This window comes from Embleya sp. NPDC001921, assembly GCF_053594475.1.
This window is the reverse complement of the sequence record NZ_JBSFEO010000040.1, coordinates 98,525-114,369: the sequence shown is the minus strand read 5'-3', so window position 1 is coordinate 114,369 and position 15,845 is coordinate 98,525. Positions and strand designations below refer to the sequence as shown.

Genomic DNA, 15,845 nt, shown 5'->3' with positions numbered 1-15,845 from the left:
GGCGAAGGGGTGGGCGGTGGCCGGTAGGCGTTTGGCGTCTCGTACGTCGCGCGCCGCCGGTACTCGAATGCGACGACCTTCGGGCCGGACCCGACCGCGCCGAAGGTGTCGCACCCCTCCCCGCCCCGGCGCCGGCCGAACCGACCCCGGCCGGAGCGGCTACGGCCGTCCCGACGCGTCCCGCCGGGGGCCTCGGTCCGAGGCGGTCGCGGTCTTGCGCACCGACGGTCGTACGGCGGATCGTTGCGAGTGCGCCGACAACCCCCGTGGTCGGCGCCCGGGCTGCCCGGCGATTTCACCCCCGGTCGCCGGGCGGCTCCCCCGGGTGCGTACAGCTCGTCCGCGGCGGACGGCGAGCGCCGGCCCGGCCCGATGCGCCGAACTCCGACCGGCCTCCCGCCGGCTGATACTGTCCGTGCCGGTAGGCAAGGCTTCAGGTGATCGAATTCGGGGGGCTCATGCGGTCGTGGCGGTATTGTCTGGACGCTGCGGGTGTGCGGGAGAGCACGCTGCGCGCCGACTACACGGCTGCCGAACGGTTCATGCGGCGGAGGGAGACGGCCGGTTGGGGCGCCTTGCGCTTCCTGACCCCGCCGGACTTCCTGCCGCACGCGGTCGCCGGAGCGGCCCTCGCGTACTTCACCGACGACGTGTGCGACCGGGGTGACGCGGAGGGACGCGCGCGGCGGTTCGAGGCATGGGCGACCCGGGTGCGGGCGGCGCTGGACACCGGGACCGCGACCCACCCCCTGTTGCGCGCGTACCTGCACGCGGCCCGGGAGTACGGCCTGCCGCGCGACTGGGCCGACGCCTACATGGCGGGCACGCGGGCCGAGTTGACCTTTCCCGAGTTCGCGGACGAGGCCGAATACCAGTCCTACGTCGACACGTTGACCTGGCCCGGCGCGATGCTCAGCACCGGTATGACACCCCATCTCGTCTCGGACGAGGACTTCGCCGCCTCCGTCCGACAGTTCGCCGACGGCTTCCAACGCACCGACCTGGTCTGCGACTTGGCGGAGGACCTGAGCGAGGGCCGGCTGCGGCTGCCCAGGTCCGATCTCGACCGCCACGGCGTCACCCGCGCCGACCTGGAGTCGGGCCGGGACACCCCGGGCGTGCGCGCCCTGCTCGCGGCGACCGTGGCCACCGCCCGCGCCGCGCTCGACGCCGGTATCCGTCTCGTCGACGAAGTGCCGCACGAATACCGTCCGTTGGTGCGCGGTGTCATCGACATCAGCCACTACCGCCTGGACAACGCCTGCGCCCTGGGCCCCGCGATCACCCGGCGCTCGGCCCGCGACAACCCGGCCGTGTGCGTACGCCTGCTCGTCCGGGCCCGCCGCATGGCTCCACCGATCCGGCGGGCGGGCTCCCCGCAGGAACCGACCGGTACGGTCACCGCGCGGCCCTCGACGCCGCGACCCGACACCGACGCGGTCGTGCGAACGGGATCGCACCCGACGGTGATCGCCGCGGCGGCACGCCCGGAGCCGACGCCGCGGTAGACCCGGCGCCGGTGGTCGCGGTGTCGTCACGACGTCCGGCGTGGGACATGTGTTCGGCCCGGAGCCCCGCTCGCGCTCCGGCCGCGCCGCCCGATGCCGCCCGTCCGCCCGATTGCTCGCCCGTCGGCCCGCCCGGTCGTCCCCGGGTCCGACGCGGGACGCCGACCGGAGGTGCGTGCGTCCGGCTGCAATGGGTGCGACACACCCGTGTGGCGCACCGATCGTGTCCGACCGATATCGCACAATGGCTCGATGATTCCGGATGACGAGTATCTGTTGAAACTGGGACGAGTGACGTACAGCCTTGCCCTGCTGGAGAGCGTGGTCCTGGGCGAATTGGCCCAACTGCCCGGTCTGCCTCCGGCTTTGGTGGCCCGCAAGTTGGCGGGCAAGAGCATCGAGGCGATCGCCCGAGCGCTGACCGACTCCGCGAACACCGGCAAGGTCGCGGACGCGTCGACACGGGCCTGGCTCCAGGTCGCGGGCGGCGAACTCGCGGCGGCGGGGCGCATCCACCACGCGCTCAAGCACGCCCGTGCGGCCGAGGAGGGCGAGGTGGCGCAGCTCCATCGGCGAACCGGTGAAGCCGGCGACGCCGTGGACATCACCGCGGCCTGGCTGCAACGGGCCCAGGCCGACCTCGACGACGCGCTGCGCCAGGTCTCCGGAGCCCGGGCGAAGGCCGCCTGACCCTCGATCGAGGTGCGCATCCGGCGTGATCCGCCGCCGGATGCGCCCGGCACGCCCGGGCGAACGGCCGACCCGCCGGCGCGACCCGTCGACGCCCGGCGGACCCACCCCCATCGCCACCCGCCGACGTCCGGCCGGCGCGACGACCGCGCGGGTCGTCGCGGCCGGCGCGTGGTCAGGGGTTCGTCGGGGCGAACGCCTCGATCATCGGGATCAGCAGATCGGCGCGCCTGATCGCGCCCATGTGCGTGGTGCCCGGGAGGACCGCCAGCCGGGCGTTCGGGATGAGTTCGTACATGCGCACGGCGTGCTCCAGCCGGATGAAGTCGGTGTCGCCGAGGACGAGGAGCGTGGGGGCGGTGATCACGCGCAACTCGTCCTCGGTCCATTCGACGAAGCCGTGGGCCAGGGGCTGGAGCCTGGCCAGGGTGGCCTCGAAGCGGGTCGGATCGGGCGCGACCCGGGCGTGGGCCTCGACCATCGCCTTGAAGTCGTCCTCGGTCGGCAGGCGCTCGGAGGTCTGCTCGGGGGCGGTGATCTCGGCGTGGTAGCCGTCGTGGCGGTAGTGCGTCGAGACCAGCACCAGACGGTCGACACGCTCGGGGTGTCGCACGACGGTGCGCAGCGCGACCAGGCCGCCGAGGCTGTAGCCCAGCAGGTCGGCGCGAGCGATGCCCAACCGGTCGAGGAGCGCGACGACGTCGTCGGAGAAGAGTTCCAGGGACATGTCGCGGTCGGTGTCCGCCGTGTGGCCGTGGCCTTGGAACTCGACCGCGATCACCCGCCGACGCGCGGCCAGTGCCGGCAGCAGTGCGGCGAAGCTCAGGTCGATGGTCTGGGCGCCACCGTGCAGGATCACCAGCGGCGGCCCGTCGGTGCCGTGCGACTCGTAGTACATCTCGATGCCGTTCACCGGGGCGTATCCGACGGTGGGGGTTGCGATCGTCATCGTGGTTCCTGCTTTCCGGCCGGGGCCGAGCGGGTGCGAGCGGTGCTCAAGTGATTTGACCGTTCGCCCACCGAAAACTCATCGCGACACACCCGAGGGATCACGCGTCGGCGCCGAGACCGCCCGCCCCGCGTGTCGCGAGATCGCTTCCGAGGGCCGTCGGCGAGGCGGGCGCGGCGATCCACGGCGGGTGGTCGGGCCGTTTCGCGGTGCGGCCGCCGCCGGAGGCGCGGCCGCGCACCCGCCGTACCGGCCACGCCCGAGGAACGCGGCGCCCGGCGCACCTCGATGTGCGACCGGCTCGGTGGCTCGGCTCGGGTCGAGGCGCCGATTCGACGGCCGGCCTACCGTTGAAGATGGTCATTTCCCATCAAAACGGTCAGGGGTCGGTATGCGGGCGTCGTGGAAGGGTGCCATTTCGTTCGGGCTGGTGAGCATCCCGGTCCAGCTGTACTCGGCGGTGTCCGAGCATCGCTCGCCGGGCCACCAGGTGCATCGGGAGGACGGTGGCCGGATCCGGTACAAGCGGGTGTGCGAGCTGGAGGGAGAGGAGGTCGCCTATGCGGACATCGCCAAGGCGTACGAGTCCTCGGACGGTCGTCAGGTCGTCCTCACGGACGAGGACATGGCCGAGCTGCCGCTGCCGAGCAAGAAGGTCGTCGACGTCCTGGCCTTCGTCGACGAGGCCGGGATCGACCCGCTGACACTGTCCAAGCCCTACTACCTGGGACCCGCGACCCCGGCGGCGACCAAACCGTACGTGCTGATCAGACAGGCCCTGGCCGGGCAGTCCAGGGCGGCGGTCACCAAGATCACGCTGTCCACGCGCGAGAGCCTTGCGCTGGTCCGCGCCCAGGGCGACCTCCTCACCCTCCAGACCATGTTGTGGCCGGACGAACTCCGGGCCCCCGAGGGCATCGCCCCCACGGAGAACGTCACCATCCGCCCGCAGGAACTGAAGATGGCGGCCTCGCTGATGGACACCCTCAGTGAGGACTTCGACCTGGGCGACGTGCAGGACGACTATCAGCGTGCCCTGGACGCCCTGGTCGAGGCCAAGGCCACCGGCGCCCACCCGGAAGAGGTCGCCGCACGCTCGACCGGCGAGAGCAACGTGGTCGACCTGATGTCGGTGTTGACCGCGAGCGTCGAAGCCGCCGAGAAGGACCATCCCAAACCGGCGAAGAGCGCCGAGACGAAGGCGCGCGCGACGACGAAGACCCGGACGTCGGCGAAGACCGCGGCCGGCCGCGCCTCGGCGAAGAAGACCACGACGACGCGACCGCGCAGGAAGACGGGCTGACGGAGCCTGCGGCCGTCGGTCGCTCCCGCCACGGCTCTCGCCGCCGTTGTCAGGTGGCCTCCGAGGACTCCCGGGCCAGGGCCGCCAGGGCGGCGAGCTTGAGCAGGTCGCGATCGGGAGCGCCGTCGGCGCCCGCGGCGGCGCGGGCGGTGATCAGGGCTCGCATGGCGTCCAGGCGGGCGGCCCGCCCCCGGTGGAGCGCGTCCTCGTCGCCGAGTTCGGCCGCCCGGAGGCAGGCGAGATGGGCACGCTCGAACCCGAGCTGGACGTCGAGCAGCGGCAGCAGACGGTCGGGCAGTGGTTCGGGTTGTTCGGACATGTGTTCGAGAATAGAGCCTGCGCTCCGACCTGTCCCCGCGCCCGAGGCAGAGGGGTGGATCAGTCGCCGGTTCGCCTGCTCACGCCACCGTCGGGAGTCGCGCGTTCCCGACAATCCCTGCGATTCGGCCGCGAAGAGGGGACATACCTCTACCGACACGCCGCGCCGGGCCACCGCATACTGGCGACGGCCCATCGGCCGACATGCCGAATCGCATCGAGAGGCGCAAGACGGATGAATCACGCGGGGCGCGGCGGCGAGTCTCCGTCGCGGGGGGCGGGCGAGGGCCATCGACTCCGCGCGGGGTTCGTGGCCGTGGGGCGGTCGGTGGCGTTGTGGGGGTTGTCGTTCGTGGCGACGCTCCTGTCGTTGGCGGTCTCGCTGGTCGTGCTGTTGCTCGGCACCGGTCTGGGCCTGGCATTGCTCGCGCCCGTCGTGTGCGCGGTCCGGCGACTGGCGGACCGGCAGCGCGAGTTGGCCCATCGGTGGTCCGGAGTGCGGATCCCGGCCCACTACGCCCCGGCGCCCGCGCCGACTCCCGGCACGCGAGGGTTCCTCGCGCGGATCCGGTGGATCGTCCGGGACCCGCAGACATGGCGTGACTGGTTGTGGGTGGCGATCGACCCGATCGTCGGCGCGCTGATCGCGGTCGGTCCGAGCGCGCTGATCCTCGGTGGCCTGTGGGCGATCGCCCTGGCGTTCCACGGGGTTTCGTGGGCACAGGAGTGGGACGGCCTGTGGTACCTGTTCATTCCGATCAAGGGGCAGGCCACCGCCACCCTGGCGGGTGTAGTCGGGCTGCTCCAGCTGCCGTTGGCCCTGTGGCTGGCACCGCGTTCGGTACGCCTGCACGCCCGATACCTCCGGGCCGTGCTCGCGCCCGGTGAGAAGGCGCTGATGGCGCACCGCATCGAACACCTCACCGCCACGCGGTCCGAGGCGGCAGACACCCGATCGGCCGAGATCCGGCGGATCGAGCGCGACCTGCACGACGGCGCCCAGGCCCGCCTGGTCGCGATGGGCATGACGCTGGGCGCCGCCGAGCACCTGCTCGACAGCGATCCCGCCGCCGTGCGCGAACTGCTGGTCCAGGCACGGGAATCCTCGTCCGCCGCGCTGGCGGAACTGCGCGACCTGGTGCACGGGATCCACCCACCGATCCTGGCCGACCGGGGCCTGGGCGACGCCGTGCGCTCGCTCGCCATGGTCTGCCCGCTCGACGTGCGCGTCATTGTCGATCTGCCCGGGCGGGTGGAGGCGCCGGTGGAGTCGGCCGCGTACTTCGCCGTATCGGAGGTCCTGACCAACGCCGCGAAACATTCGGGCGCCGAGCGGGTCGACCTCGCCATCCACTACGATCGCGGGCTGCTGCGCGTCGAGATCACCGACGACGGCCGAGGCGGCGCGGACATCACCCGGGGCACCGGACTTCGAGGCGTCCGGCGACGGCTCGCCGCCTTCGACGGGATCCTGGCCGTCCACAGCCCGCCGAACGGCCCGACCCTGGTGACCATGGAGATCCCGTGCGCATCGTCCTCGCCGAAGACCACTTCCTCCTCCGGGACGGTGTGATCCGACTGCTCCGGGCGCACGGCCACGACGTCGTCGCCGCCGTGGAGAGCGGGCCGGACCTGCTGACCGCGCTCACCGGACTGCGGCCCGACGTCGCGATCGTGGATGTCCGGCTGCCCCCGACGTTCACCGACGACGGCCTGCGCGCGGCCCTCGAAGCCCGCCGCCGAGTGCCGGGGCTGCCCGTACTGCTGCTGTCCCAATACGTCGAGCCGCTGTACGCCCACGAACTGCTCGCCGACGGCGCGGGCGGGGTCGGCTACATCCTCAAGGACCGCGTCTTCGACGGCGGACAGTTCGTCGACACCATTCGACGGGTGGCCGGCGGCGGTACCGCGATGGACCCGCACGTGGTCTCCCAACTGCTCACCGGCAAGGGCCGCGACAGCCATCTGGGCAGCCTGACCCCGCGTGAACGCGAGGTATTGGAATGGTTGGCCCAGGGCCGCTCCAACGCGGGCATCGCCGAGGGCCTGTTCATCACCGAGAAGGCGGTCGCCAAGCACATCGGGAGCATCTTCACCAAACTCGGTCTCCAACCCTCCGACAGCGACAACCGGCGGGTCCTGGCGGTGTTGGCGTACCTCGACCACTGAGTGCCCGGCCCGGCCCGGTTCGTCCCGCCCGGTCGGTCTCGTCGGGCCGGTCGCTATCGTGCGGCCGTGACCGGCTCCGCGCAGCGTCCGCTGCTCTTTCTCGACGTCGATGGACCGCTGCTTCCCTTCGGGGCGGCCGAGTATCCGACCCACGGGACGGATCCGGAGGGCACGGACGCCGACGCGAACCCCCTTTTGGCCAGGGCCGATCCGGAGCACGGGCCGCGACTGCTGGGGTTGGCGTGCGAGCTGTTCTGGGCCACGGCCTGGATGGAGGAGGCGAACCGGTACATCTCCCCTCGGATCGGTCTGCCGGAACTCGCCGTGGTGATCTGGCCGGAGCAGTCCGCCATCGACGACCAGGACGAGCGCGACGGCCTGCATTGGAAGACCCGCACCCTCGTACTCCGGGCGGCGGGCCGCCCGTTCGTCTGGATCGACGACGAGATCACCGACACCGACCGGGCATGGGTCACCGCCCACCACGAGGCCCCCGCGCTCCTCCACCACGTCGACCACCGCGTGGGCCTCACCGAACGAGACTTCACCACCATCACCGAGTGGCTGAACATCCTGGCGGGTCCACCTCCCCCGCGCGGCGCGGTGTAGCGGCGACCGTGTCGCGGGTTCTTGTCACACGTGGGGGTTGTCGTACGTCTTTATGGGGACGGGGCGGTGGCGGCCATGGCCGGGGGCGGGTCGGTGTCGTTTCGTCTTCGGTCGGTGGACGACGGCAGTAGGGACGACGGCATGGCTCTCACGACCTGGCGCGCACGATGACGGCGCCGTCGATCGCGCGCGTCTGCGCCTACTGGGCGCCCTGGGAGCACGCCCTGCACGCGTTTCTGCTCCGCGTACACGGCGACCGCACCCTGGCGGGACGCTTTCCACCCGGCGCCGACGCGCGCCTGTCGGCGTCGGCCGTGGAGCCGATCACCGCCCACCTGCCGCACACCCTCGAACCACGCCGCGCGACCCGGACCGTCTGCCAAGTGGTCACGCTGTACCTGCTCCACCAGGGAACGGTCGGCACCTCGTCGCACCGCCCGGACGGCACCTCGATCGGCGCCGCCTGTCGGGACCTGTCGCTGCTGATCGCGCCCGAGCGAACCCTCGTGCAACGGCGAGCACACACCCGCTTCGACGCCGCCGTCGAGGCCGGCACGGTCGACGAGTTGGTCGGCCACCTGCGCACGCTCATGCCCCTGCTGCGCCGCAGGGGCATCGTCCTCGACCATGTCCGCCTGGCCAAGGACATGTTGTGGTGGGAGACCCCGGTCGGCCGACGCTACGCCCGGAACCGGTGGGAGGAGGACTTTCACGATCTGCCCGGGACTCCCGCCGGAGGTGGCGACATCCGCCGCCCGTGACCGGCCCGAGGCTTTGCGTATGCGACGAAATCGCATGCTTTGCCCGGGAGTTGGCGCCAGGTGCATCGAGACATCCGTGATCGCCGGTCCAGCCCGTGATGCGCAGAGTCCGTCCTTCGCGGGTAGAGACCGATCGAGGCCGCGACGACGTGTGCACGGGTCACGACGCGGGCGGTCGTTCGGTACCGGGACGCGAGGTGTTCGGAGGAGCGGGATGAAGTGGTCGACCGGAACCGCCGGATGCCTTCTCGCCGTTGTCGTGCTGTCGGCGCTGAGTGGTTGCGGAACGCGGGCGCCCGACTCGGACATGAGCGTCGGCGAGGCGTTCGCGACGGCGAACCCCGACGTCGAGGGCGCCTTCGACGCGGTGGTTCCCCGGTACGAGCGCCTGGGCAAGGTGCGGGAGGAGGCCTGCGGCGACCGGCAGTTGCTGAACAGCCGGAAGGAGAACCTGATCCGCACCAGGCATTCGCTCGACGTGCCGCTGCCGCCGACCGACCGCCGCTCGCCGGCCGAGATCAACGACCTGATGGTCGGTCAGTTGCAGATGCGCGGCTGGATACCGACGGAGCGCACCGCGTCGCGCGACGACTCCGCCTCCGTGTCGGCGTCCCTGACGAAGCAGGGCACTCCGGCCGGCATCCGGATCGGATCGACCCGTGAGCGGTCGAAGTCCGGCCCGGACACGGTGATCCTGCGTGTGACGATCTCCAGCGGCTGCCTGAACAACCCGAAGGCGAAGCTCTAGGAGCCGGGCCGGGCGAAGAGGGGGGCCGGGGCACACCCCGCCCCACTCACGGAGCCCACGAACTCGCGGGTGTCGTCGGCCAATTCGAGGTTGCGGTCGAAGCCGGGGCAGTGCTCGAGGAGGCCGACGTGGTCGAGGTGGGACTCGTGCTCGTGCCGGTCCCCGCCGACATGGTCGCGGTTCCGCTCTTCGAACCGGCCGTCTCGGTCGCCTCCAGACTCGAGGGCGCATCCGACGGCGGCTCCGAGTAGGTCGGCGACGGCGGCGTGCGCGTCGGCCCGGTCGGGCCGGTCGACGGAATCTCACCCACCCGCACGGCGGCCAGGATCGAGGCCGAGCGGTCCTGATCGACAGCCGCGTCGAACTCGACGAATGCCCCGTCCGAGCGGGTGACCTGTTCGAGCTGTTGCCTGTCGACCCCGGGCGGCCGGTCGCCGACGCCCACCTCGAACCAGGGCGGCTCGGTGCCGTCCGCGCCCGGCGGGTCCACGGTGCCGTAGCGCAGCGAATAGCGCGGCGACCCGGTGGTCTTGCCCATCGGAGCCACCACCGCGATCACGTGTTCACCGGCCGCGAGCACGGCCTGATCCAGCGACACCGGAACGCGCGCCGGCTGGCGAACCCCAGGCGCGACGCCTTCGGCCACGTGGTGCACGCGTTCGGCGTCGGCGGCCGGACCGGCGAGCGTGGCGACCGCCCACGCGTTCGGCGCCCACTGCCAGACCAGCTCGACGCGACCCGCCGACGGTTCGGGGCCGGCCGACCACACGGCCGCGTGCCCGTTCACCGGTGGGGCCGGCGTGCCGAGCGGAGGCTCGCCGCCCGGGAGTCGGCCCGGCGCGTACATCGTCACCATCGCCCGCGTCGCGCTCAACTCCGTCGGACCGTTCGGCTTCTCCACCCCCAACACGACCCGCTGGCGGAACTTGCCGGTCTCGTAGGACACGGGCGTGAAGCCGCCCGCCGAGCCGACCCGGAAGGCCCGTTCGCGAACGTCGAACGCGCCGCCGGAAGCCGGCCCGGTCCCGTTGTCGTGCGTCGGTGCGACCACCAGCACGGTCATCAGCACCACCAGCGCGACGGCGATCGCACCGCCCGCCACGGTGAGCGCACGCCGAACCCGGATCGTCCGGCGGCCGTCCCGGATCGCGCGCGCGATGTCGACGCCGGGCTCCTCGGCCCCGGTCCACGGCGTCCCGCGCAGCGCGCCAAGCAGTCGGGCGCCCTCTTGCTCGTCGGTGTCCATGGCCGGTCTACTCCCCTTCCCAGCGGGCCACGACCGGCCCGTCCAACAGTGTGCGCAGCCGCGCCAGTCCCAACGCGGTCTGACTCTTCACCGTGCCCTGCGATCTGCCGAGGATGTCCGCGACCTCGGCGACCGGCAGATCGCACAGGAAACGCAGCACCAGGACGACCCGTTGCCGAGGCGGCACCCGGGACAGCGCGATGCGGACCGCGTCGCGCGTCTCCACGTCCGGCCCCGGGGGCGCGGCCGGCAGCGGTGTGTCCTGGGGAGCGCCGACGAGTCGGACCCGAGCCCAGGCCAGGCGGCGTTCGTTGAGGAACGCGCGGACCAGCATCCGGTGTACGTACCGGTCGAGGTCGTCCGCCGCCGCAGCGCGCCGCCAATGCACGTACAGGCGCGTGATCGTGTTCTGCACGACGTCGTCGGCGCGGTGCGGGTCCCCGCACAGCAGATGCGCGACCCGGCGCAGCGCGGGCAGCCGGGCGGAGACGTACTCGGTGTACGCGTGCTCGTCGGTCGCCCGCACCCGACCGGCCTCCGTTCTCGCGCCGACACCCGTCGGCGATTGTCCCGCCTCCCCACCGACCGCGATCTCGCCCTCCCCGGTTCGGTACGGAGTCACCTGCTCAGCCGGCACCGGCCGCACCTCCCGCCCGAACGTCCCACAGCCACACCCCGCCGATCGGGACGCCCGGACCGAGCAGCCGGTCGAGCGTGGCCCGCAGCGCCTCCTGGCGGTCGTGCGGCCCGAGCACCACCGCGTCCGCGCGCCAGAAGGCGAGGTCAGCGCGGGCCTGGGCGCGGTCCGCGTCGCCCACCTCCGGTACGACCCCGCCGTCGCGCACCTCGCGCAACAACTGCGAGGTGGCCCTGGTGACCGCGCCGTAGCCGCCGAGCCGGTCCGGCCCGAACGGGCCGACGAAGTAGCCCTCGGCGAGCGGGAATCCCAGCCCCGCGTCGACCTGCCAGGTCAACGCGCGCGCGTCGCCGGGGTCGGGCAGCGGTACGGTCACGATGGCCCGGCCGGGACCGGTGAAGCGGCGCCAGGTCCCGTCCGCGAAGAACGCCGGCGTCGGCTCGCGGGGCGCGGTGGCCAGGGGCTGGGGCAGCAGCGGCAACAACGCCTGGACGACCACGACGCACCACAACAACCGGATCCGCCGATCGCCCGCGCGGCCGGCGGCCTGCGCGCCCAAGGCGAGCAGGATGCCCAGCACGGGCACACACACCATGGTGAAACGGCTCTCCAACACCGATTCGTACAGCGGGAGTCGCCCGAGCAGCTTCCACGGGCCAAGGATCCCGGTGGCCTCGCCGTCGAGGATGATCTCCGGGCCGAGGGAGAACAGCGCGGCACCGACCAGGACGACCGCGAGGGCCTTGGTCAGGGCGGTCCGCCACAGGGCGACGGTGATCGCGACGGCCAGCACGAGCAGCGGCCAGCCGAAGAACGCGTTCTCCTCGGTCCGGTTCATCGACAGGCGGGCGGAGACGTCGATGTCGCCGGCGAGCGAGCGGTCGGCGTACGCGGTCAGCGCCGCGAGGTCGTTGCCGGCCGGGCCGTGCAGCAGGTTCGTATAGCTCTGCGGGCCGGTGAACTGCCACCACAGCGGATACGCGACCAAGGCACCGCACAGCGCCGCGCCGACTCCGACGCCGCGGGCCAGGTGTGGCAGGGCGGCGCGCGCGGCGCTCGGCGCGACGCACGCGTAGGCCGCCGCGAACAGCGCGATGCCGGTCGCGGCCAGCAGCAGCGCCTCCTCGCCGAGGAAGATCTGATACGTGGTCAACAGGCCGAGAAGCACGCCGTCGCGGATCGGTCGACGACCGGCGGCGACCCGGATCAGGCGATCGATGATCAACGGGAGGACGAACAGCACGGCCAGGTTGGGGTGCGCGTTGGCGTGCGAGACCATCGGCGGGGCGAACGCGCAGAAGGCCCCGCCGAGGGCGGCGGCCGGGCGTGAGGCGACCAGGTGACGGGAGATCAGGAAGTACCAGGCGGCGGCCGTCGCGGCCAGCCCGAGGGTGAGCACGACGGCCCAGGTCGCGGACGGTCCGAACAGCCAGGTGATCGGGGCCAGCGGGATGGACAGGCCCGGCATCGAGGTGTTCGCCATCAGATTCACCCCGTCGGGGTGGTTCTGCAGCGTCGTGGTCAGCGGGTTCTCGCCGTGCGCGACGGCACGCGCGGTCACCGCGAAGAACCACTCCCACTGGCGCTGGTCCTGGCCGCTGTCCACGAGGTAGCGCCCGGCCGGGCCGCCCGCCCACAGGCCCCGGTACAGCAGCAGCGCGGCCAGCAGGTACGTGCCGCACGCGAGCGCGTCGGCGACTCGCCCGGAACGGGGCAGTCGGGGAGGCCGGGGAAGGGCGGGCGGGCGCGGCGGCGCGACCACGTCGCGTACCGCGGTCACGCCGCCCGCCTCGGGGGCAGCGGAAGCGGGAAAGGGTCGCGGGGCGAGCGGGCACCGGCCGCCGCCCGCATCCGCGCCGACGGGTTCGCGGGGCGCCCGGGCCGGCCGTGCCGCAGGCGCACCCGGGCCAGGTCGGTGAGCACCTCCAGACAGTGGCCCGGCCGCAGCTTCGAGCCGCTCTGGTGGGTCCACGCCACCGGGACTTCGACGAAGCTCCAACCGCAGCCGAGGAAGAGCCGGAGCACCTCGATGTCGAACGCCCATCCGTCCACATCCGCGCACGCGAACGCGGCGCGCGCCTTGGCGCCGTCGAACAGCTTGAACCCGCACTGGGTGTCCACCGTGCCGGGCAGCGCGACCGCCCGGATCAGCCGGCTGCCGACGTCGGACAACACGCGCCGGATCGGCGGCCGGGCCACCGCGAACGCCTCGCCGCGCGAGCCGATCGCGGCGTCGAAGCCGTCGTCCAACGCGGCCCGGAGCCTAGCCAACTCGGCGATGGGGGTCGCCAGATCCGCGTCGCACACCAGGACCCGGTGGCCGCGGGTGACCTCGACGCCCCGGCGTACCGCGTGTCCCTTGCCCCGATTGCTCGGGTGCCGCACCACGCGCACCCTGGGCTCATGCCGGGCCGCCGCCGTGGCGATGGCGTACGTATCGTCGGTGGACCCGTCGTCGGAGACGACCAGTTCCCAGTCGATCCCGCTGTCCCGGAGATGGTCGAGCACGGCGACGAGCGTCGCCGGCAGCCGCCGCGACTCGTTGAACACGGGTATCACGACCGACAGCTCGGTCCCGCAAGGAGTTCGGTTCACACCTGCGTGACACCGCGAGACCTCGGACGCGTTGTGTGACGTGGGCCACATTCACGGGGTCGGCCCGCATCCGCCGTGCCGAGCGGCCCGCGGTCGCCTCGCGTCCGTCGGCCTTCGCGGATCGTCGGGTCTCGGGTCTGGGGTCGCTCAGAAGGAGATCACCGCGGTGAGCACGAAGCCGGCGACGATCACGAAGAGGATGAAGCCCACCGCCACGAGCACCGAGCGCACGCGGCGCGAGGCCTTGGCGCGCACCCGGGCGCCGGTGGTGAGATCGTCGAGCTCCTCGGCGTGCAGGGCGCCGTCCCGCCAGGTGCCGCCGATCCGTATCTCGTCCCCCTCGCTGACCGTGCCCGCGAAGCACAGTCCGCGCATCTCCACGGGCACCGGCACGAGCCGCTCGCCGTCCGCGTCCCGACGCTGGACGTGGAAGCTCCAGACCTCCAGGTCGGCGTCGACGTCGTCGATCCGACGCTCGCGGCGGATCCGGAAATCGCGCACGACACCGGTGAACTCCCTGCCGTGCCCCGGCAGGTCCCCGGCCCGCCGATGCGGCACGTGCTCGGCCGTTCCCAGCGCCGGGGCCGGGCCCACCGGCGTCGAGAGCGGAGCCGGGGTCGCCCCGCACCGCGCACACGCGGCAGTATCGACCGGGTTCTGGTATCCACAGGACTGGCAGCGCATGACATTGCTCCCTCTCCTCCACGCTAGCTCGCGGCCGGGGTGGACGCGACGGAGCACGATCGCGTCGCTGCCGCGCCGCTCGGCCGGGGGATCCGGGCCCGGCAGCGGCGGCGCCCCTCGGCGCGTCCGCCCGTCGCTCGCGTAGAGGCGGCCGCGTCGGGCCCGGCCGCGGTCCTGCCCCGGCCGCTTTCGACCCCGTCTCGGCCACGTCCCGGTCCCTCTCGGCTCGGGGCGTCCGCGCCGAACGGCCGATCCGTCGCGGCGCTCCGGCCCCTCCATGCGGCCGTGTGGGCCCGCCGGTGCCCGGGCGGCCATGTGGGGGAGGGTGGCGCCGGCCGTCGGATTCGACGAATGGGCAGGTCGTGCGGCGGCGTGGGTCGGGCGCGCCGGTCACCAACCGTGGCGCTGAGTTGCGGTGCGTCATCGGCCGCCACAAGGTGAACGTGAAGTACCTCGAAAAGCCCCCACCCCACCTCACCCACCCATCGAAGGGCCATAACGGCATGCGCACCACCAAGTTCACCTCCGTGTTCGTGACCACCGCCGTTTGCGGGGCGCTCGTCGCCGGCACCGTCGGCCCGGCCGTGGCCGCCACATCCACCGAGACCCGGGTCGCCGCCGCTCACCAGCGGTTCGGCACGGTCGATCGCCTCGGCGAGACCCTGTCGGCGTTCACCGAGATCGCCGCCGAGGCCCGCTCCGACCACCCGGACGCGGCCAAGCTGGAAACCCTGCGGCAGCGGCTGCGCGTGTCCGGCGATGGCTTGGTGGCCTCGGCGGCCACGACGCCGGTCTCGCCCGGGGCGGATGCCGCGGTCACCGACGCGGTCGCCGAACTCAAGGCCGCGTTGGACAAGTTGGTCGCCGACGCCGGCAAGCTGCTCGAGCGCGTGTTGGCCAACGACCTGAAGGGGGCCCAGGAGGCTCTCGCCGCCGCCGTCGCGGACGTCAAGGACCTGCTGCTCAAGGTGCCGGCCCTGCTGAAGACGCTGCCCGGCCTGCCGACGCTGCCCACGACCACCGTCCCCGTGCGCGGCGAGACGACCGAGCCCACCGCCGCCCGAGCCGACGGAGCCGGCCCGGTGGCCGCCACCGACGTCGTCGCGGACCTCAAGGCGGCGTTGGACAAGCTGGTCGCGGACATCACCAAGCTTCTCGACGACGTGAAGAAGCTGGACGTGGCGGCTGCCACGGCCGATGCCACCGCGGTGCTCGCCGGACTGAAGGACCTGCCGGGCAAGGCCGTCGCGGTGCTCACCGGCGGTGTGGCGCTGCCGGTCTGACCCGGCACACCCCGGCGCCGCCGAACGGGCCCGGCGACCACGGTCGTTGACTTCGGACCCGAGCCGACCGGCCTCCCGACCTCAGGTCGGTGGGGCCGGTTCGGCATGCCATGGGGGCGTCCGGCTCGCGGCGCCCCCCGACACCGCACCGCCGAACCGCTACGTCGCGTAGTCGGGTCGGTGGTCGCCGGCGAGTATCGCCGCAGCTTGGTGAACCCTGGGGCCATCGCGCGGGAACCATGGGGCAATTCCCGCCGAAGGTTGATCGACGGCCGGATTCGCGGCTCACCCGTCTTGCATACTCACGATCGTCGTCGACGTTCTCCGACCGGAAATCGTCGACTT

General features: G+C 72.7%; 16 protein-coding genes. 9 read left to right on the top strand and 7 right to left on the bottom strand.

Annotation, left to right across the window (positions count from 1 at the left end; all coding sequences use genetic code 11):
- Window positions 1–494 precede the first annotated feature (494 nt).
- Both ACWCPW_RS37150 and ACWCPW_RS37145 read left to right on the top strand, forming a co-directional pair.
- A complete protein-coding gene (locus ACWCPW_RS37150) occupies window positions 495–1,508 on the top strand; it encodes a phytoene/squalene synthase family protein (protein WP_449765983.1) in 1,014 nt (337 codons plus the stop codon).
- A gap of 252 nt (window positions 1,509–1,760) precedes the next feature.
- Window positions 1,761–2,198, top strand: a complete 438-nt coding sequence (locus tag ACWCPW_RS37145; protein ID WP_449765982.1) for a hypothetical protein — start codon at window positions 1,761–1,763, stop codon at window positions 2,196–2,198.
- 175 nt (window positions 2,199–2,373) lie between these two features.
- On the opposite strand, the gene ACWCPW_RS37140 is transcribed toward ACWCPW_RS37145, so the two are convergent.
- Entirely contained in the window at window positions 2,374–3,147 is a 774-nt protein-coding gene (locus ACWCPW_RS37140; protein ID WP_449765981.1) for an alpha/beta fold hydrolase, read from the bottom strand.
- Window positions 3,148–3,538: 391 nt separating this feature from the next.
- On the opposite strand from ACWCPW_RS37140, the gene ku reads away from it, so the two are divergent.
- Entirely contained in the window at window positions 3,539–4,450 is a 912-nt protein-coding gene (ku, locus tag ACWCPW_RS37135; protein WP_449765980.1) for a non-homologous end joining protein Ku, read from the top strand.
- Window positions 4,451–4,499: 49 nt separating this feature from the next.
- Here the strand turns inward: ku and ACWCPW_RS37130 are convergent, their stop codons facing one another.
- Window positions 4,500–4,769 (bottom strand): hypothetical protein, encoded by a 270-nt coding sequence (locus tag ACWCPW_RS37130; protein WP_449765979.1) that lies wholly within the window; start codon window positions 4,767–4,769, stop codon window positions 4,500–4,502.
- A gap of 351 nt (window positions 4,770–5,120) precedes the next feature.
- Here ACWCPW_RS37130 and ACWCPW_RS37125 point away from each other — a divergent pair, with 351 nt between their 5' ends.
- The 5 genes from ACWCPW_RS37125 to ACWCPW_RS37105 all read left to right on the top strand — a co-directional run bounded on the left by ACWCPW_RS37125 (window position 5,121) and on the right by ACWCPW_RS37105 (window position 9,055).
- A complete protein-coding gene (locus ACWCPW_RS37125) occupies window positions 5,121–6,341 on the top strand; it encodes a sensor domain-containing protein (protein ID WP_449765978.1) in 1,221 nt (406 codons plus the stop codon).
- Window positions 6,293–6,937 (top strand): response regulator transcription factor, encoded by a 645-nt coding sequence (locus tag ACWCPW_RS37120; RefSeq protein ID WP_449765977.1) that lies wholly within the window; start codon window positions 6,293–6,295, stop codon window positions 6,935–6,937. Before ACWCPW_RS37125 ends, ACWCPW_RS37120 begins: the two co-directional genes overlap by 49 nt.
- Before the next feature lie 66 nt (window positions 6,938–7,003).
- Window positions 7,004–7,546, top strand: coding sequence for a hypothetical protein (locus ACWCPW_RS37115; RefSeq protein WP_449765976.1), 543 nt, complete (start codon window positions 7,004–7,006; stop codon window positions 7,544–7,546).
- 167 nt (window positions 7,547–7,713) lie between these two features.
- Window positions 7,714–8,307, top strand: coding sequence for a type I-E CRISPR-associated protein Cse2/CasB (gene casB / locus ACWCPW_RS37110; RefSeq protein WP_449765975.1), 594 nt, complete (start codon window positions 7,714–7,716; stop codon window positions 8,305–8,307).
- 214 nt (window positions 8,308–8,521) lie between these two features.
- Window positions 8,522–9,055: a hypothetical protein gene (locus ACWCPW_RS37105; RefSeq protein WP_449765974.1), complete on the top strand. Its 534-nt coding sequence runs from the start codon at window positions 8,522–8,524 to the stop codon at window positions 9,053–9,055.
- A 46-nt stretch (window positions 9,056–9,101) separates the two neighbouring features.
- Here ACWCPW_RS37105 and ACWCPW_RS37100 read toward each other — a convergent pair whose 3' ends face one another.
- The 5 genes from ACWCPW_RS37100 to ACWCPW_RS37080 form a co-directional block, all read right to left on the bottom strand.
- Window positions 9,102–10,301: a hypothetical protein gene (locus ACWCPW_RS37100; protein WP_449765973.1), complete on the bottom strand. Its 1,200-nt coding sequence runs from the start codon at window positions 10,299–10,301 to the stop codon at window positions 9,102–9,104.
- 7 nt (window positions 10,302–10,308) lie between these two features.
- Window positions 10,309–10,827 (bottom strand): SigE family RNA polymerase sigma factor, encoded by a 519-nt coding sequence (locus ACWCPW_RS37095; protein WP_449765972.1) that lies wholly within the window; start codon window positions 10,825–10,827, stop codon window positions 10,309–10,311.
- A 100-nt stretch (window positions 10,828–10,927) separates the two neighbouring features.
- The gene (locus tag ACWCPW_RS37090; protein ID WP_449765971.1) at window positions 10,928–12,718 is read right to left on the bottom strand and encodes a glycosyl transferase; all 1,791 of its coding nucleotides are present in this window, start codon (window positions 12,716–12,718) and stop codon (window positions 10,928–10,930) included.
- Window positions 12,715–13,488 carry a glycosyltransferase gene (locus ACWCPW_RS37085; protein WP_449765970.1) on the bottom strand — a complete coding sequence of 258 codons (774 nt, stop codon included), beginning with the start codon at window positions 13,486–13,488 and terminating at the stop codon, window positions 12,715–12,717. The genes ACWCPW_RS37090 and ACWCPW_RS37085 overlap by 4 nt, the downstream gene beginning before the upstream one ends.
- A 192-nt stretch (window positions 13,489–13,680) precedes the next feature.
- Complete coding sequence (locus ACWCPW_RS37080) at window positions 13,681–14,217, bottom strand: hypothetical protein (RefSeq protein ID WP_449765969.1); 537 nt, start codon at window positions 14,215–14,217, stop codon at window positions 13,681–13,683.
- Window positions 14,218–14,720: 503 nt separating this feature from the next.
- Here ACWCPW_RS37080 and ACWCPW_RS37075 point away from each other — a divergent pair.
- Window positions 14,721–15,500 (top strand): hypothetical protein, encoded by a 780-nt coding sequence (locus ACWCPW_RS37075; protein WP_449765968.1) that lies wholly within the window; start codon window positions 14,721–14,723, stop codon window positions 15,498–15,500.
- Window positions 15,501–15,845: the final 345 nt, after the last annotated feature.